This window comes from Rhizobium sp. 01L410, assembly GCF_056400165.1.
Window position 1 is genome coordinate 268926 of record NZ_JBFTST010000002.1, and the last position, 17656, is coordinate 286581.

General features: G+C 60.4%; 17 protein-coding genes. 10 read left to right on the top strand and 7 right to left on the bottom strand.

The features are described 5' to 3' along the window. The first annotated feature begins 260 nt into the window (after positions 1–260). The 5 genes from AC1DV9_RS05855 (at position 261) to AC1DV9_RS05875 (ending at position 5881) form a co-directional block, all read left to right on the top strand. A complete protein-coding gene (locus tag AC1DV9_RS05855; protein ID WP_477946670.1) occupies positions 261–2081 on the top strand; it encodes a methyl-accepting chemotaxis protein in 1821 nt (606 codons plus the stop codon). A 113-nt stretch (positions 2082–2194) separates the two neighbouring features. Beyond that, positions 2195–3496 carry an extensin-like domain-containing protein gene (locus AC1DV9_RS05860; RefSeq protein ID WP_477946672.1) on the top strand — a complete coding sequence of 434 codons (1302 nt, stop codon included), beginning with the start codon at positions 2195–2197 and terminating at the stop codon, positions 3494–3496. A gap of 65 nt (positions 3497–3561) precedes the next feature. Beyond that, positions 3562–3810 (top strand): hypothetical protein, encoded by a 249-nt coding sequence (locus AC1DV9_RS05865; RefSeq protein WP_477946674.1) that lies wholly within the window; start codon positions 3562–3564, stop codon positions 3808–3810. 386 nt (positions 3811–4196) lie between these two features. Beyond that, positions 4197–5123, top strand: coding sequence for an ABC transporter ATP-binding protein (locus AC1DV9_RS05870; RefSeq protein ID WP_112539333.1), 927 nt, complete (start codon positions 4197–4199; stop codon positions 5121–5123). Further along, complete coding sequence (locus AC1DV9_RS05875; protein WP_112387159.1) at positions 5120–5881, top strand: ABC transporter permease; 762 nt, start codon at positions 5120–5122, stop codon at positions 5879–5881. Before AC1DV9_RS05870 ends, AC1DV9_RS05875 begins: the two co-directional genes overlap by 4 nt. Before the next feature lie 7 nt (positions 5882–5888). Here the strand turns inward: AC1DV9_RS05875 and AC1DV9_RS05880 are convergent, their stop codons facing one another. Next, positions 5889–6503, bottom strand: a complete 615-nt coding sequence (locus AC1DV9_RS05880; RefSeq protein ID WP_477946677.1) for a TetR/AcrR family transcriptional regulator C-terminal domain-containing protein — start codon at positions 6501–6503, stop codon at positions 5889–5891. Positions 6504–6579: 76 nt separating this feature from the next. Here AC1DV9_RS05880 and tet point away from each other — a divergent pair, with 76 nt between their 5' ends. Both tet and AC1DV9_RS05890 read left to right on the top strand, forming a co-directional pair. Further along, on the top strand, positions 6580–7755 hold the full coding sequence (gene tet / locus AC1DV9_RS05885; protein WP_477946678.1) for a Tet(A)/Tet(B)/Tet(C) family tetracycline efflux MFS transporter: 1176 nt from the start codon (positions 6580–6582) through the stop codon (positions 7753–7755). A 242-nt stretch (positions 7756–7997) separates the two neighbouring features. Next, positions 7998–8144: a hypothetical protein gene (locus AC1DV9_RS05890; protein WP_477946679.1), complete on the top strand. Its 147-nt coding sequence runs from the start codon at positions 7998–8000 to the stop codon at positions 8142–8144. A gap of 29 nt (positions 8145–8173) precedes the next feature. Here AC1DV9_RS05890 and AC1DV9_RS05895 read toward each other — a convergent pair whose 3' ends face one another. From AC1DV9_RS05895 to AC1DV9_RS05915, 5 genes are all read right to left on the bottom strand, one after another. After that, positions 8174–9826: a hypothetical protein gene (locus tag AC1DV9_RS05895; RefSeq protein ID WP_477946680.1), complete on the bottom strand. Its 1653-nt coding sequence runs from the start codon at positions 9824–9826 to the stop codon at positions 8174–8176. Positions 9827–9847: 21 nt separating this feature from the next. Further along, positions 9848–11350, bottom strand: a complete 1503-nt coding sequence (locus AC1DV9_RS05900) for a UbiA family prenyltransferase (protein WP_477946681.1) — start codon at positions 11348–11350, stop codon at positions 9848–9850. A 90-nt stretch (positions 11351–11440) separates the two neighbouring features. After that, positions 11441–12142: a retropepsin-like aspartic protease family protein gene (locus AC1DV9_RS05905; protein WP_112387161.1), complete on the bottom strand. Its 702-nt coding sequence runs from the start codon at positions 12140–12142 to the stop codon at positions 11441–11443. Further along, on the bottom strand, positions 12139–12351 hold the full coding sequence (locus AC1DV9_RS05910; RefSeq protein WP_112387162.1) for a DUF1289 domain-containing protein: 213 nt from the start codon (positions 12349–12351) through the stop codon (positions 12139–12141). The genes AC1DV9_RS05905 and AC1DV9_RS05910 overlap by 4 nt, the downstream gene beginning before the upstream one ends. A gap of 18 nt (positions 12352–12369) precedes the next feature. Then, entirely contained in the window at positions 12370–13152 is a 783-nt protein-coding gene (locus AC1DV9_RS05915; RefSeq protein WP_477946682.1) for an adenosylcobinamide-GDP ribazoletransferase, read from the bottom strand. Between the two features lie 157 nt (positions 13153–13309). On the opposite strand from AC1DV9_RS05915, the gene cobT reads away from it, so the two are divergent. The 3 genes from cobT (at position 13310) to AC1DV9_RS05930 (ending at position 16017) form a co-directional block, all read left to right on the top strand. Beyond that, complete coding sequence (cobT, locus tag AC1DV9_RS05920; protein WP_477946683.1) at positions 13310–14326, top strand: nicotinate-nucleotide--dimethylbenzimidazole phosphoribosyltransferase; 1017 nt, start codon at positions 13310–13312, stop codon at positions 14324–14326. An 85-nt stretch (positions 14327–14411) separates the two neighbouring features. Continuing rightward, the gene (locus AC1DV9_RS05925; protein ID WP_477946951.1) at positions 14412–14849 is read left to right on the top strand and encodes a diacylglycerol kinase; all 438 of its coding nucleotides are present in this window, start codon (positions 14412–14414) and stop codon (positions 14847–14849) included. 97 nt (positions 14850–14946) lie between these two features. Continuing rightward, positions 14947–16017 (top strand): hypothetical protein, encoded by a 1071-nt coding sequence (locus AC1DV9_RS05930; RefSeq protein WP_477946684.1) that lies wholly within the window; start codon positions 14947–14949, stop codon positions 16015–16017. A 2-nt stretch (positions 16018–16019) separates the two neighbouring features. On the opposite strand, the gene AC1DV9_RS05935 is transcribed toward AC1DV9_RS05930, so the two are convergent. Beyond that, positions 16020–17555: a sensor histidine kinase gene (locus AC1DV9_RS05935; protein WP_477946686.1), complete on the bottom strand. Its 1536-nt coding sequence runs from the start codon at positions 17553–17555 to the stop codon at positions 16020–16022. Positions 17556–17656: the final 101 nt, after the last annotated feature.

Below are 17656 nucleotides of genomic sequence, written 5' to 3' on the forward strand. Positions count from 1 at the left end.
AAGATCTTGGGATCCCACGGCTGGAACAGTGCTCCGTGTGTCTTCCATGGCTGACCGGACAATTTTTATTCTTGGCAGTCCGCAAAAAATTCGCTGAGCTTAAATATAATAGAATTCATATATTTATCTCTTGCATGGCGGTTCAGGAAGGTTGTTTCCGTTACGTTATGTGAAGTCGAGCTAATAATGCTTCACTGGCCGGTAAGACATGCCCTGCAGAATTTGCGCCGATCATCAGTGCGTGAATGCGAGGGGACTTCGTGCGCAATACAAAGATTTCGACCCGTCTCTACGGGCTTGTCGGGCTTACACTGGCGATTTTCGTCGGCGTGATGGCTTTCTTCCTGAACTATTCCTACTCGGAGCTCGAGGCTGAGCGGAAAGCCGGTCTGGCGCAGATGGATGCGACGGCCATCAACATCATGAAGAAATACTACAAGATGGAGCAGGACGGCACGCTGACGCGCGAACAGGCGCAGACGGCGGTCAAGGATGTCATCGCCTCCATGCGCTACGGCGACAGCGGCTATTTCTGGATCAACGACATGCATCCCAACATGGTGATGCATCCGATCAAGCCGGAGCTTAATGGCACCGACCTGTCGCAGAACAAGGATCCGAACGGCAAATTCCTGTTCGTTGAGTTCGTCAATACGGTCAAGGCGCATGGCCAGGGCTTCGTCGATTACTACTGGCCCAAGCCGGGTGCCGAACAGCCGGTTCTGAAATACTCGCATGTTGCCGGCTTCGAGCCCTGGGGCTGGGTTGTCGGCACAGGCGTCTATGGCGACGACCTTGCTGCGCTTTATCGCCAGAACGCACTATGGGCCGCGCTGCTCTGTGGTGCGGGCGCTATCGTCACCCTGCTCATTGCCTATGCGATCGTTCGCAGTGTTACCGGTCCGGTTGCGCGGATCGGTGCTGCGATGCATGCCATTGCTGCCGACGACTCCACTGCCGCAGTGGTTGACAGCGAACGCCGTGACGAGATCGGCCACATGGCCAAGGCGCTGCTTGTCCTGCGGGACTCGATGATCGAGCGTAGCGAGATGCGATCACGCGAGGATTCCCGTCAGCGCGAGCTGGATGGTGAGCGCCGCAGCAGCGAGCAGCGGATGCGTAGCTCCGCCGAACGCCAGAACCACGCGATGATGGCGCTCGGCCAGGGCCTCGAGCGTCTTGCCGCCGGTGATCTGACGGTCACGGTCGGCGATCTCGGCGAGGAATATGCCAAGCTGCGTTCGGATTTCAATGCGGCTGCCGGTGCGCTTAGCAGCGTCATCCAGGCGATTTCGGAATCGAGCCATATCGTCAACGACAGCGCCGCCAATATCAGCGAAGCGACCAACAATCTTTCGAAGCGCACCGAGCAGCAAGCGGCCGCTCTGGAAGAGACGGCAGCGGCGCTCGACGAGATCACGGCGACCGTCCGCACAGCCTCCGAGCGGGCGACGGAAGCGCGCGAGATGGTGTCCGAGACCAAGACCAGCGCCGGCAAGTCGGGCGAGATCGTCCGCAATGCCGTTGCGGCGATGAGCCGGATCGAGGATTCGTCCAGCCGTATCGGCCAGATCATCGGCGTCATCGACGAGATCGCCTTCCAGACCAACCTTCTGGCGCTCAATGCAGGCGTCGAGGCGGCGCGTGCGGGCGAGGCCGGCCGCGGCTTTGCCGTCGTTGCGCAGGAGGTCCGCGAGCTGGCGCAGCGCTCCGCAAACGCCGCCAAGGAGATCAAGACACTGATCAGCAACTCGGCTGCGGAAGTCGGCAACGGCGTTTCCCTTGTCCGCTCGACGGGCGATGCGCTGGTGGAAATCGAGGCGCTGGTCAACAAGGTCAATGACCACGTGAATTCGATCGCCACGGCGGCGCGCGAGCAGGCAACCGGGCTGCAGGAGATCAACACCTCGGTCAATCACATGGATCAGATGACGCAGCAGAACGCTGCGATGGTCGAGGAGACGACCGCAGCCAGCCAGACGCTGGCTGCCGAGAGTAACCAGCTGCGCACGCTGCTCTCCAACTTCCGCCTCGGCCAGAGCCAGCCGGCGGCGCCGCGCGCCTATAACCGGGCGGCCTGAGAGCATCCGGAAAAGGCGGGAAACCGCCTTTTCCACCAGGGGTAAGCTTTCCTTCACCAGTTTTATTTAAATTTGATTGGAATTCTTCAGGTTGCAAGCAGGGCTGCGGGGCGATGGAGGGTATTGTGTCTGTCTCTCTTCTGCGGCGTATCGTGCTGACCACGCTGGTTTCCACGGCGCTTACGACTTGTTCCATCAGTGACGGCCTCGTGCCGCCTGCCAATGTCGATCGCGGCACCAAAGTCAGCTCCATTTCTCCGCCAAGACAGTCCGCCATGCGCATGGCGCCGATGGAAACGGCGCAGTCCTATCCCGCTGCGGCGCCCGTCTCGCGCGCCGGCGGATCGGTCGATTACCTCGATACGCCGAACCTTGCGGGCGAGGGACGTTCCGCCAGCGATGCCGCTCCAGCACCCGGCCGCAAGCTGCCGATGATCGACAGTGACGAGGCGCTTGCCCAGCAACAGGTGCCGCGTTCGCAGAATGAGCCTGGCAACTGGGGCGGCACGCGCCAGCTTTCCGTTCCCGAGGGCGGCGTCAACATGGATTCCGAACTCGGCGCCGAACCGGTCGTCGGCCTTGCCCAGGAGCAACAGCAGCAGATCGCCGAAGGTGAAACGGCCGAGCCCGTTGTCGATGGCATCGGCACAGATGCGCCTGTTCAGACCAACCAGCGCCACATGCCGCGCCCGGCCGCACAGGCCGAGATGAACCAGGCCGCCGCCTGGAATGACGGCAGCGCAGTCGTTGCCCCGCAGCGCGTTCCCGAAGAGAACGAGAGCCAGGAAGTGGCGATGCTGAGGCCGAACGATCCTATGATGAGCACGCCGGCCATACCCGCTGATCCGAGCGTGATGCCGGCCTCGGAGCTTTCCTGCCGCCGCGAACTGAAGCGCATGGGCGTGGTCTTCACCGACAAGCCGGCGATCTCCAATGGTCCCGCCTGCCAGGTGCCTTACCCAATCTCATTGCAGGGGCTTTCCGGCAATATCGGCGTCCGGCCTGCTGTGACGCTGAACTGCCAGGTGACGCTCGCCTTCGCCAAGTGGGTGAAGAACGAGCTCGCGCCGTCGGCACGCTTTCGCTACTGGTCGGGCATCAAGACTATTGAGCCGCTCGGCGGTTATTCCTGCCGGCGCATGAACAACAGCCGCCAGAAATACAATTCGATGTCGGAGCATGCGCATGGCAATGCGATCGATGTCGGCAAGTTCGTGCTGAAGAACGGTCACGAGATCGATATCCGCAAGAAGGGGCTCTTCTCTTTCCGCGAAGGGCGGCTGCTGAAAGCCGTGCGCAGCGACAGCTGCAAATATTTCAACACGGTGCTTGGCCCCGGCAGCAACCCCGAACACTGGAATCACTTCCACTTCGATCTGAGAGACCGCAAGAGCGGCCGGGTCTATTGCAGCTAGCGTGCCTTCTTGGCGCATGCCGGGGAATCTGATCTGACGGGCACTCCTGGAAGAGGAGAGCAGAGATGGCAGACCGCAGACGCCCGAATTTCGTCATGCTTTTTCTTGTGGTGGTGATTGCCGCAGCCGCCGTTTTCGGCGGGCGGTGGTATGTCTATGTCGCCTATGCGAGCGACCCCTTCGACGAGGTCGGGATCAGCCTCAACACGATGATGCCGGGACCCATCCGCGAGATCGGCTGCGGCATGCTGAAGAGCCGCTTCGAAGGCAAGACGCTGCCGCCCTTCGGCTGCGGCCTCAACGGACAGTGGTGAGCGCTCAAAAAGAAAGCCGGCGAAACGCCGGCTCAGACTGACCGGTCTTCAGGGGAAATCGACCGGATTCTAAAAGTGTTCGTGCTTACGGCGGCATTTCTCTACAAACAGAGGCAGCGGAAATATGGGCGTAACGAGCGCCCGTTGACGGTTCCGCAAAGGGATGGGCGGCGGGGCGGAAACCGTTGCTTGCCTCTGTGGCGGTTATCCTCCGCGAAGATCACCGGTTGATGACAAGGGCGGCGGAAAGACGATTTTCCGCTGGCCGCCTTTCTTCGCGCCACTATGGCTGGCCCGCTGAATAGTGTGTTCACGGGGTACGGGATGTCAAAGTGTTACAAAGGGGCTATATAGCGGCCCAATAAGAGGAAACATCCAAAAGCCGCATGACACCCATCATTTCGATCCGCAATCTCACCAAGCATTACGCCAATGGATTTGAAGCGCTGAAGGGCATCGATCTCGATGTCGAGAAGGGCGAAATCCTGGCGCTGCTCGGCCCCAATGGCGCAGGCAAGACGACGATGATCTCGATCGTCTGCGGCATCGTCAATCCAAGCGGCGGCGAGGTGCTCGTCGGCGGCCACGACGTGGTCAAGGATTTCCGCGCGACGCGGACGATGATCGGCCTTGTACCGCAGGAGCTGACGACCGATCAGTTCGAGACCGTCTGGAACACGGTGAGCTTCTCACGCGGGCTGCACGGCAAGAAGCCGAATCCGGCGCATATCGAGAAGGTACTGCGCGACCTGTCCCTCTGGGACAAGAAGGACAACACGCTGCGCCAGCTTTCCGGCGGCATGAAGCGCCGTGTGCTGATCGCCAAGGCGCTGAGCCACGAACCCGAGATCCTCTTCCTCGACGAGCCGACGGCCGGTGTCGATGTGACGCTGCGCAAGGACATGTGGCGCGTCGTTGAGCAGCTGCGCGAGTCCGGCGTGACGATCATTCTGACGACCCACTATATCGAAGAGGCCGAAGAGATCGCCGATCGTGTCGGCGTCATCAACGGTGGCAAGCTGCTGCTCGTCGAAGACAAGGCAGCGCTGATGGCCAAGCTCGGCCGCAAGCAGCTGATCCTCGAACTCACCGAGCCGCTTGAAAAACTTCCGGAGCATTTTGCCGGAAACGGCCTGTCGCTGGAACAGGGCGGCACGCGACTGGTCTACAATTTCGATGCGCATAACGAGCAGGAAAGCATCGCGGCGCTTCTGACCCGGCTTTCGGCAGACAACATCCATTTCAAGGATCTCTCAACGCGGCAAAGCTCGCTCGAGGATATCTTCGTGGCACTCGTGGGAGGCGCCAAATGAATATCGAAGCCGTCAAATCCATCTACTTCTTCGAGATGGCCCGTACGCGCCGCACGCTGCTGCAGAGCGTCGTGTCCCCTGTCATCTCGACCTCGCTCTATTTCATCGTCTTCGGCGCCGCCGTCGGTTCGCGCATCCAGACGGTGGAAGGTGTCTCCTACGGCGCTTTCATCACCCCCGGCCTGATCATGCTGACGCTGCTCGGCCAGTGCATCAGCAACGGTTCCTTTGGCATCTACTTCCCGAAATTCACCGGGACGATCTACGAGGTGCTGTCGGCGCCTGTAGCGATGACCGAAATCCTGCTCGGTTATGTCGGCGCGGCGGCCACCAAGGGATTGCTGATCGGGTTGATCATCCTGCTGACGGCCAATGCCTTCGTGGAGGTCCGCATCGAGCATCCCTTCATGATGATGCTGTTCTTCCTGTTGACGGCGATCACCTTCAGCCTGTTCGGCTTCATGATCGGTATCTGGGCCGGCAATTTCGAACAGTTGAACCTGATCCCGATGCTGGTCGTCCCGCCGCTGACCTTTCTCGGCGGCAGCTTCTATTCGATCAACATGCTGCCGCCCTTCTGGCAGGCGGTCAGCCATTTCAATCCGGTGCTTTATCTCGTCAGTGGTTTCCGCTGGAGCTTCTACGGGATCGCCGACGTCAATCCGCTGATCAGCCTCGGAATGATCACGCTGTTCCTGGCGATCTGCCTTGGCACGCTCGGCTGGATGTTCAGGACCGGTTACCGGCTGAGAAACTGACGCCGGATCAAGCCTGTCGCTTTGCCAGGCGCATCGCCGCGGCCTCGATCATCAGGGTGACACCGGCCTCGAAGAAGATCTCGGGGCCGCTGTCACGGTAGTGCAGAACGGCGCTGCTCATCAGCGGATAATCGGCGGCTGCCTCATCAAGCTGCTTCGTGTTGGGCTGCGGTTCCGCCTGCTCTTCGATCACGCAGCCGAGCGTATAGCGCCCGAGGGCGACGAGAAGCTCCATCGCGGTCTCCGGCGTCATCCCGGCATCCACGAGCAGGCCGATCTGAGTTTCGACCTTGGCAAGATCCTGCGGGTCGGCCTCCGTTCCTGCATGCACGCGCCCGCCATCACGATAGGCAAGCAGCGCGTTGCGAAAGCTGCGGCAGTTGGCGAGCAGATAGCTGCTCCACACGTCTCCGGGTTTTGGTGCCGCATGCGTATGCCCGCGTCTCAGAATCTCTGCATTCATCGCGTTGATCAGCGCGCGCTTTCCCTTGAAATGCCAGTAAAGTGCTGGCTGGCGGATGCCTAGGCGCTCGGCCAGCGCGCGGGTGGAGAGCGCGTCCAATCCCGCTTCGTTCAAAAGCAGAAGCGCCTCATCGATGATACGCTGGCGGTCGATCTTCATCTCGTTGGCAATCCTGATTGCGTTTTCACCTTATCAGCGATAAATAGCTTATCACTGATAAATTTTGGTGAACGATATGAAGAAAGCGCTCAGCGTCGTCTATGCGTCCGTGGTTCTGGATGCGGCGGGGATCGGCCTGACCTTGCCGATTTTTCCGCGTCTTCTGCGCGATGTCGGCCATACGGACGATCTCGGATGGCGTTTCGGCGCCTTTCTGGCGCTTTATGCGCTGATGCAATTTCTGTTTTCGCCCGTGTTGGGATCGCTGTCCGACCGGTTCGGACGCAAGCCTGTTCTACTCGTCTCGCTTGCGGGCGCTGCTATCGACTATATGTTTATGGCCTTTGCTCCGGCCCTCTGGATGCTGTTTCTCGGCCGTGCGATTGCCGGCCTTACCGGCGCGAGCAATGCCGTTGCGGCGGCCTGCGTCACGGATGTAACCGAAGAGCATGAGCGCGCGCGCCGTTTTGCGCAGCTGAGTGCCTGTTTCGGCGTCGGCTTCATTGCCGGGCCCGCGATCGGCGGGATCCTTGGCGAATATTCCGTTCGCCTGCCGTTCATTGCCGCCGCGGTACTGCACGGTCTGAACTTTGCCGTGGCGATTTTCCTGCTGCCGGAAACCCGCAAGCGCGGCGAGGGAGAGGAGGGGCAACCGCTGTCGCCCTTCACGCATTTCAAATGGTTGTTCAGCTTCAAGCCGTTACTGACGCTGATGGCGGCTTATTTCCTGCTGGCTTTCATCGGCGAAGTCGGCGGCACCGTGTGGGTTCTCTATGGCCAAGACAAGTTTTCCTGGTCGGCGATGATGGTCGGCATTTCGCTGGCCGCCTTCGGGTTTTTCCATGCGGTGGTGCAGGCTTTCGTGGCCGGACCAGTCAGCGAACGCTGGGGGGAGCGGCGTGCAGTACTAATCGGCGTCATTGCCGACAGTATCGCCTATGTGACGATCGCCTTCCTGAGCGAAGGGTGGATGGTGTTTTTTCTGATGCCGTTGTTTTGCCTGGGCGGCATCGGCGCGCCGGCGCTGCAATCGCTCGTCACGGCTAATGTCGATGCGGAGGCGCAGGGCAGGGTCCAGGGCCTTTTGGCAAGCATGGTCAGCCTCGCCTCGATCGCCGGGCCGCTGGCGATCAGCACCATCTATTTCGCCTCACGGGACGTCTTTCCGGGGCTTGTCTGGGTGCTTGGTGCTGCCGTTTATCTGGGACTTCTGCCGCTGATTTTCAGTCGCCGCCCTGCTGTCTCGTCATGAGCCATTTTGCAATGCATGGCTGTGCAATGTCTGATGTCGGCAGGGAATATTTCACCTATGGTGGCGTAAATCGCGATAGAGGTGTGGAAATCGCCCCATGTCACGCCTTCGTCACGCGACAAGCTTATCGATAGTGTGCTTAATAAGCCCTGCGAAGCGAGGGGATCGCTAGCGTTTCCGTTCCTGGCCTGCCACCTGGTGGGCTTCGATATTCTACCGCCATTAGAATACGGACGCCGATTATGATCAGACTTCACATTTTATTCGCCGTCGCGTTCATGGTTGCGATGTGTTCGCTGGCATTTGCGGTCAGCTACAATCATTCGAAGACAAGCGACAGCCACATCAACGGAAGCTCAGGCTTCCTCTGGCTCTCGGCTTCCAGCTGAGCTGAGGGCTGAACGCAAGGATGCCGCGACTAGCGGTTGCTCACTGCATAAACGCAGCTATCGCCTTCCTGATGAACGATTTCGCCGAAGACCGGATCACAATCCGTACCCAGATATGCGGCGCCGTGTGTGCTCGCATAGGCCAATATATCCTGGGACGTCGCAGACTTGCGGCGCAGTTGCCTGCTTCCGTCCCATATATCGAAATAGGCAGGCGACCACATGACGGCCGCGCCAAACTTGGTCGCGAATATCTGCTGCCGTCGAGACGTATACTCGAAACCGAGCGCCGCGATTTCGGGCAGCCGTTTCGGCCAGATCAGGAACTTTGTATCCGGAGGAAGCTGGTGATCGGCCCAACTGCCCAACGCCTGCCATTCATGGCTCACTTCAAGGTTTTTACGCTGGTAGAGGTATGTTGGATAAGACAAGAAGATCACCGTCATCGCGGCAATCGTGCAAAGGGCTACGATCGCAACGGTATGCTTTCCTTGCCGATCCTCGTCCTTTCCAAGACGGTTTGCCGCTCGATAGAAAGCAAACAGCACGCAAGCGAAGGCGGCGCTGAACCAGACGGCAACGAGCGCGATGGCTAGTGTCAGTCCGCGAAAAGCAACTGCTCGGTCTGGCGCCGCCATCCATGCGGCAGCGAGCAGTGCGACAGCGAATGTCGAAAGCATCATGATCATCACGGCGCTGCGAATAAGGTGCAGGTTCAGGACCAAGGCTGAATCGGTGACGAGCGGCGCTGCTGCGCCGATGACAAGCAGCGCACTCGCGCCTCCCGCCAGATGTCGCAAGGCGTTCGCCTGACGGCCGAGCTGCGCGGCGGCAAGAAAGCATGACAGGGCGGCAGCGGCCAAGGCAACCACTTCCAGCCAGCTGTTGCCGTCGAGGAAGAAGTGAGCGGGATAGAACCCTCTCAGGAACCGCCTGTAGGAGAAGACCGGAGCTTCAAGGATCTGGTGGTTTGACAGGACGTTGAGCAGCGGCGGCACCAGGAGCACGCCGCCGATCAATGATCCGAGCAGGCCGCGGACCATCAATGCACGCCACGAGATGGCGCCGGCGCGGAGTTGATAGGCCGCCAGAAAGCAAAGCGGCAGGATCATCCACACCGCCATGAAGGCGTTGAGAAAGAATGTCAGGGCCGTGGCGATGGCGGCCTGCGCATATCTGCCGCGCACGGCATAGGAAAAGCCAAAGATCAAGGGTGCGTTGGCAAGCTCGGAATGGGTGAAATAGTTGAGCATTACGCCGGCGCCGCCCACTGTCGTGCCTTGCAGGCAGGCAGCCATAGCGAGCAGCAATACGTAGATATTGAGCACCCGTCTTTCGTGGAATCCGAAGCTTCGCGCCAGATGCAGCGCGGCAGCGAGCAGCGAAAGATGCGTTGCGGCGAGCCAAAACGCCAGGAACAGTTTGGGATTGACGATCTCTCCAGCGCCGGTGAAGACGATCCAGAAACCGGACGAAAAGTGCTGCAGTGACTGGATGAAGGGATCACTGGCAAACTGCGGCAGCGCGAACGAATTCATCAGTATCGGCAAATGATAGACGTTGTTGTTATCGATTGGCAGATAGCCGGTGCGTAGAAAGCTGAGCACAGTTGCCAGCAAAACCACTGAATAAGGGTGCCAGCTTAGGATGCGGACGAGGGGATTGCGAGATCGGGTCACCACTTGGCTATCCACAGGCGTGTCTCAACGGGCGGCAAGGATGACGGCAATGATGGAAAATCCTACCAGCCAGCTCTTGCGATCACGCAGCGCGAAAGTGATCGGGTCGTCGTGCAACATGCGGCGATGGGCAAGCATAAGCGTCCTGCTGGTCCAGTAGAGGAAGAGCGGGCACAGACCCCAGAGGATATGCGGATGGCTGTAAAGGCTGGCCACCTCTGGTGACGACACATAGAGAGCGAGAACGGTGATCGAGTTCATTCCGGCTGCGGCGGCAAGTGCGGCAATCACCGGAAGATCGGTAAGACGGTAGTCGCGATTGTCCGGATCTGCGAGGCCGTTGTCGAGGCGCGCGGCGAGTTCAATATGCCGCTTCGTCAACGCCAGCGCGGCGAAAATCATAAGCGAGAAAGTGAACAGCCATTCCGATACGACGACGTCGATCGCCGCTGCACCTGCAAAGATCCGGATCGTGTAGAGGATCGCCAATGTTACGACATCGACGATCATTTTCTTCTTGAGTGACAGCGAATAGATCAGTGTTCCGGCAAAATAGACGGCCAGCAACAGCGGAAATAGCGGCGGCAACAACGACGCGACGGCGAATGCTGCGATTGTCAGTGCAGGTATGAGCGCCAGCCCTGATGCCAGGGATGCCCTGCCGGCAGCAAACGGCCGCAGATGCTTGCTTGGGTGAGCCCGGTCGGCCTGCAGATCGAGCAGGTCGTTCAGCAGATAGACGCCCGAGGCACACAGCGAGAAAGCAATGAATGCGAGCGCCGCGGCCAATAAGGCCGCAGGTGTAAATTCGTGCGACGTCAGGGCCGGAACGAAGATCAGGGCGTTTTTGGCATATTGATGCGGCCGCATTGCCGCCCAAAGCGCCCGGTATCCATCATGGCCGGGTGCCAGTTTCACATGCGAGGGATGGGCGGCATCAAGCCGGTTCGACTGACGGGCCGATAAGCCGATGCTAAGTGCCTTGCGGGCATGCGGCCAGATATGAAAATCATCGCCGCTATTGCCGATGTAGTCAAAGCCATTGCGGCCAAACGCGGCGATCAGCGCATCGGCTTTCCGCTGGCCTTTCAGGTTGATCGCTTCATCCGACGCGAAGATCCCATCGAGAAGAAACGGCATTTGTGCGGCCACGGCTTCTGCATGCTGCCGGTTAGCCGCCGTTGCGAGATAGACCTTGCGCCCCTGATCCTTGGCGGCGACGATCGATGCCAGCACCTGTTCGCTGAATGGAAGCCTGGCGTAGTCGATCTGCGATAGCCCGGCGAAATGCGCTTTTAATCCGGCTCTGGAGCCTATCGTAGAGTTCGATGGGAGAAGGGCACGCCATCCATTTCTGGCGATCGAGTCGAATATGCTTTCGAGGAAGAGATCCGAACGCACCAGCGTACCATCGAGATCCACGACGAGTGCGATATTGGTGTCTTCGGCCGGGCGATCAATCCCGGTCTCATCGCCCGTAAAGGGTGCGCCGTATTCGGCGTCTGCCTTGAATTCGTGACTCATCATGCGCCGACCACCAAAGGAACTGGGCTATAATCGGCGAAAAAGATTAATCAAATCGTGGGTGCCGCTACGAAAGCCGTGCCTTGCCGGCTCTCAATCCCGCAGGCGCAGTTCGTCTGTCTGCATCTGCATCGAGCCCAGCGTTTCCAGGAAGCTCATGCCGAGCAGGCTCTGGTCGAGCTTGCCGTCTTCGGCGACGCTGGCGGCGACACCGGTGCGGACGATGGGGCCGATGGCGACACGGTCGAGCGTGACGGGTGCTGCGCGGGTGCGGCCGTTGGCGGTCATGACGGTCATCGAGTAGTCGAGGTTTTCGGGGATGATGCCGATGCGTTCGGCGTCGGCATGCGAGAGTGCGACCATGCTCGCGCCGGTATCGACGAGCATCTGAATGGTCTGACCGTTTACGGAGACGTCAGCTTCGAAATGGCCGTTCAGCAACTTGTGCAGGATGATCTCGCTGCCGCCTTCGCTGGTGGTGACGACGACGGCACGGCCGGGGACGAGCCCGGCCAATAGCCGGTTGCCGACGCCGAGCAGATCCTGCCGGTAGAGATAGACGGTGGCGAGCGCCAGGATGATGACAAGCCAGATCATCAGGTTGCGCATCGTTTCGCCGATATTGCGACGGCTCGCCCAGATGCCGGCCGAGAGCATCAGCGCGATCGGCAGAAGATAGACCATACGCCCGAAATCGTCGGTCTCCATGCCCATGATCCGGTCGTTGCCGTTGTTGAAGACGAGGATGGCGAGGCCGATGCCGAGGATCAGCAGGAAGATCGTCAGACGGCTCATGCAGGCCGCCCCGTATCGATGCTTTGTCGGCTACTCTCCGCGTGCGCCGCGCCTTCGAAGAGCCTGGCGGGCAGAATCGCCATCAGGCTGGCGCGTTCGGCATCGGAATAGCGCATCCAGGCGCCGATTTCCTCGATCGTGCGGCCGCAACCCGTGCAAAAACCGGTTGCAGGATCGATGGCGCATACATGGATGCAGGGTGTTTGCATGAAGGATATATCGTTGTTTCACAAGGCCATGGCAAGGGCGCAGAGCGCGGCGATCTCGGAAATCTGTTCGGCGGCGCCGAGCGTGTCGCCGGTATGGCCGCCGAGTTTTCGTCGGATATAGAGGGTGACGGCGACGACCGAGATTCCGGAGGCCAGCAGGCTGCAGACAAAGGGCAGCAGACCGAGTGCCGGCCAGATGATGAGGGCGGTGAGCAGGCATCCCGAGACCAGCGCCACATGCATCGCGCCTTCGCCCGGCTTGCCGGCAGAGGCGGCAACGCCGTCGGTCTTGGCCGGCGGTAGCCGATGCCATTGCCAGACGAGCGCGGCGCGGCCGAGGCAGGCGGCGGCCGGGATGGCGAGCGCGGCCTCGAAGGCCGATGCTTCCCGGGCGATGGCGGCCAGTGCTGCGGCGCGGAGCGCGATCGAGAGAATGAGCGCAATGGCGCCGTAGCTGCCGATGCGGCTATCCTTCATGATGACGAGCGCATGGTCGCGGTCACGTCCGCCGCCGATGCCGTCGGCGGCATCGGCCAGGCCATCCTCGTGCAGTGCGCCGGTGATGACGGTGAGCGCTGCGATCGCCACCAGCGCCGACATCAGCCGGTCGGCACGCAGGCCAAGCATCATCAGGAAAATTGCAGCAGGGATGATGCCGATCAACAGGCCGGCCAGCGGGAAGGCGCGGGCGGTCCGGGCGAGCTTGCCGTCGTCGCCTGCAAAGACGAAAGCGGGCATGGGGATACGGCTCAGGAACGCGACGGCGCGGGCGGTATCGATCGCATAGGCCTTGATATTCATGTCCCCACTTCATGCATGGAAGCTGCGGCGCTTTTGGAGTTGTTCGCCTCTGCCGCTGGCTTTAAGAGAGTCGCGACGAAAGAAGCCGATTTGCTGCGAAAAGACAAGTTGGCCCCGGATCGCCGGGAAAGAGCAAGAAGACAAGGAATCCCCATCCATGAGCGTTTCAGGCCTGCCGTTCGACGATTTCCGCGCGCTGCTGCGCGATCTGCCGGGTCCGGATGCCCGGGCGCTGGTTGCGGCACGCGAGCGCGACGCGCAATTGACCAAGCCGCCGGGTGCTCTCGGCCGCCTGGAAGAAATTGCCTTCTGGCTGGCAGCCTGGACGGGCAGGGCGCCTGCCGTCAACCGGCCGCTGGTGGCGATCTTTGCCGGTAATCACGGCGTCGCCCGCCAGGGCATCACACCCTTTCCGCCATCGGTCACGCAGCAGATGGTCGAGAATTTTGCCGCTGGCGGCGCTGCGATCAACCAGATCTGCGTTGCCTACGATCTCGGCCTCAAGGTGTTCGACCTGGCGCTCGATTACCCGACCGGTGACATCACCCAGGAAGCCGCACTTTCCGAGCGCGACTGCGCCGCCACCATGGCCTTCGGCATGGAGGCAATTGCCGGCGGTACGGACCTCCTCTGCATCGGCGAGATGGGTATCGGCAACACGACGATTGCGGCAGCGATCAACTACGCCCTTTACGGCGGTTCGGCACGCGACTGGGTCGGTCCGGGCACGGGTTCGGAAGGCGAGATGCTGGAGCGCAAGGTTGCCGCCGTTGAGCGCGCAGTCGAGCTGCACCGCGATCATCTCGACGATCCGCTGGAGATCATGCGCCGTCTCGGCGGCCGCGAAATCGCGGCGATGGCCGGTGCGATCCTGGCGGCGCGCGTCGAGAAGATCCCGGTCCTGATCGACGGCTATGTGGCGACGGCCGCCGGTGCTATCCTGCAGGCGGCCAATCCCTCGGCGCTCGACCACTGCCTGATCGGCCATGTCTCTGGCGAGCCCGGCCATCTCCGGGCCATCGAAATGCTCGGCAAGACGCCGCTTCTGGCGCTTGGCATGCGGCTTGGCGAGGGCACTGGTGCTGCTTTGGCGGCCGGTATCGTCAAGGCGGCTGCCGCCTGCCATTCCGGCATGGCGACCTTCGCGCAGGCAGGTGTCACCAACAAGCATTGATTGGGCGCCTCGCGTTCAGCTTTGTGACAGGTTGATGACGGACGCTTGCGGCGCGGACCGGGAAACGGTATTCGCATTTTCACTGATGGACGGCGCAGGACGCCGTCCCCGACCGCAAGACGAGGACGCCTTGGAAAAACCTGCCGTTCGAAAGCTGACCGGTGTCAGCCACTTCTTTGCCGCTGCGAGCTATTCCTGGGCGGGATTTCAGCGTCTGATCAAGGAATCGGCTTTCCGGCAGGAACTGCTGTTCGGCGCCGTTTCGCTGATCCTGCTGATCGCTGTCGGCGCCACGCTTTCCGAGCTGGTGATCGCGGTGATCCTGCTGCTGGCACTGTTTGCCGTCGAGGCACTCAACACGGCGATCGAAGAGGTCATCGACCGCATTTCGCCTGAAATCTCGATGGTCGGCAAGCATGCCAAGGACCTCGGCTCCTTCGCCGTGCTCTGCATGCTCGGCGCCTGCGGGCTCTACCTGCTGTTCACCATCGGCAAGCATCTGATCGCCATCGTCTTCGGATGATATTCAGACCGACCCTTAAATATTGAGGTTGTATAAATAATAATTGTACGTTTAGGTTGTTTTCGTTTTGCACGACAGGTGCACACGGGGGCGACGATTGGCACATCTTCAGGCGAATGCGGTTCACCAGGTTGAAGGCGGCGAGAAGGCCAGAGACCTTGGCTATATGGGGCTGGCCGCGCTTGGCCTGACCTTTCTCTTCTTATGGCTGTCGCAACAGGGCGGCGTCTCGTCGGCGATCGGCATCGGCGGGCTTATCGTTGCTGCCTCCGCCGCCGTCGGCGGTGTCATGGGATTTCTGTTTTCCGTGCCGCGTATCATGACGAAAGAGGCACCTGCCGTTCCAACTGCGGATGTGAAGGCCGGCGCGGAAGGCTTGAAGTTGCCGCGGCGCGAGAGGCTGCTGGCGTCGAATACCAACCTGGAGCGAATTTCGGAATGGCTGACAACGATGCTGGTCGGCGTCGGGCTGACGCAGGTGGCGAGTCTGCCCTCGCATCTGAATTCATTTGCTGATTTCATCGACAAGCAGGCCGGTGGCCTCTTTGCCGGAGCCAATGCGCCGCTGCTAAATGCGGTCACCGTCTCGTCGCCTTTCCTGCTTGTCTTCGGGCTTATCGCCGGCTTCATATTCTTCTACCTCTACACGAGGATCTATCTGTCGCCGCTGTTCCAACAGGTGGAAATCCTGCTGGATAAGGATCCGGGTGAGCAGAAGCTCGGCGAGCAGACGACAAAGCAGATCGTCGATAGCGTGCCTGTCGAGGATCGAGACGCCTTTCTGTCATACCTGACGAGCAGTGACCGTCTGTCCGTCAATCAGGGGATCGAGATCATTTTCGACCTGCTTTACCAGCCCGGCGGCTATGAACAGGCGATCGCGATCGGCACCAAGCTTGCGAGCACACCGGCCTCGAAGATCGCCCAGTTCTGGTTCCTGATGGCCGCGGCCTACGGGCAGAGGCATCGCGCATTGCGCGTCGGCGAGGCTGCTCCGGAAGAGTTGGCGAAGACGAAGAAGGCGGTGCTGAGTGCGGCAAAGCAGGCGATCCTGCTCGACCCGTCCTACAAGGAGAATCTGAGAAATCTGACGCGGCTGGATAGTATCGACAACGATCTGGGAGACTTCCGCGATGATCCCGCGTTCCTGGCGTTGCTCGCGGGCTGAGCTTAGGCGAAGCTCTTGCGCTTACGGGACACGGCATGCGCTTCCTCGACGGCAGGAAGGCTCTGCAGCACGCGTTTGCCGGGCAGGATGGCAATGACTTCGGTGCCTTCGCGGAGCTTGGACTTCAGCACGAACTGACCGTCGTGCTTGGCGAGGATCGCCTGGACGATCGGCAGGCCGAGGCCGGTGCCCTGTTCGGCGCTCTTGATTGCGATCGAGCCCTGACCGAAGGCGGAGAGGACGATCGGGATTTCTTCTTCCGGAATACCGGGGCCGTTGTCCTTGATCGAGATGTACTGCCCGCCGCCGGCGGTCCAGCCGACCTTGACGTGGATCTCGCCACCCTGGGGCGTGAATTTCACGGCGTTGGAAAGAAGGTTGAGAACCACCTGGCGCATTGATTTCTCGTCGGCCCAGACAGAGGGAAGCTCTGGCTCGAATTGCTGGCTGATGGTGATGTTCTTGCCGCTGGCGCGCAGCTGCACCATGCCGATGCAATCCTCGGAGATATCGAGCAGCGAGATCGCCTCTTCGCTGAGCTCGTACTTGCCGGCTTCGATACGGGAGAGGTCGAGGATTTCGTTGATCAGGTTCAGCAGATGCTGGCCGGAGCGGTGGATGTCGCCGGTATATTCCTTGTAGGTTGGGTTGTTGAGCGGACCCATCACCTCCGACGACATGACTTCGGAAAAGCCGAGGATGGCGTTCAGCGGCGTGCGCAGCTCATGCGACATCGAGGCGAGGAAGCGGGACTTGGCAAGGTTTGCCTCCTCGGCGCGGCGGCGCGCTTCGTCCGACATCGACTTGGCAACTTCGAGCTCGGCAATCAGGTCGTCTTTTTCCGACTGGAAGGACAGGATGCGCAGGTTCTGCTTGAACAGACGGTCGCTGATATAGCTGAAGAAGACAACGGTGGTGGTGAAGAGTGCCGTGAGGCTGAGTTCGAGGACGTCGCGGGAAATCCCGGCCTTGGCGGCGAGCGCTATGATCGCAGGCGTAAAGGTGACGAGCACCGATGGCGCCAGCATAAAATTCGACATTGCCGTGACTGACAAGGCGATCAGCAGCGTCGCACCCTTGTAGAGGATGAAGCTGGAGGGCTCGCAGGCAGGGCAGCTCTGGAAGGCGAAAAAGGCCCAGGCAAGTCCGATCGGCAACTGGCCGGCGAGAAGCGCGCGTCGCCATTTGCGGGCGGATTCTGCTGTCATTTCCTGCTTGCGGGCGCGGCGGACGAGATAGACGTTGGCAGCATAGGCGAACAGCGTTGCAACGGCCCAGAAGAAGATCTGCGTGTCGCCGGTGAAATAGATGCCGAGAGCAGCGATGATGATGACGAAGAGCGGCATCAGGGCGGCACCCTGCGTGAAGGCCGTCATATACATGCGCAGGACGTCGCGGTCGAAAGCTGCGGTCGAGGAATGGCCGGACTGCAAGCGCTCGCGTGTCTGCCGAACAGCCTTGGAAACGGGCTTGTTGCGGTGACTGCGGGACTTGTCGACGATAATCTTATCGGTCGATGTGCTGACGCCGTTACTCATTTGCACTTGAATACTTGATCCGCGGGTGTTTCCACCGTAACCGGCAAATCTTAAGAAGGTGTTTGCCATTTCTCTCAACGGTTTGTTTTTGAAGGAGGCGG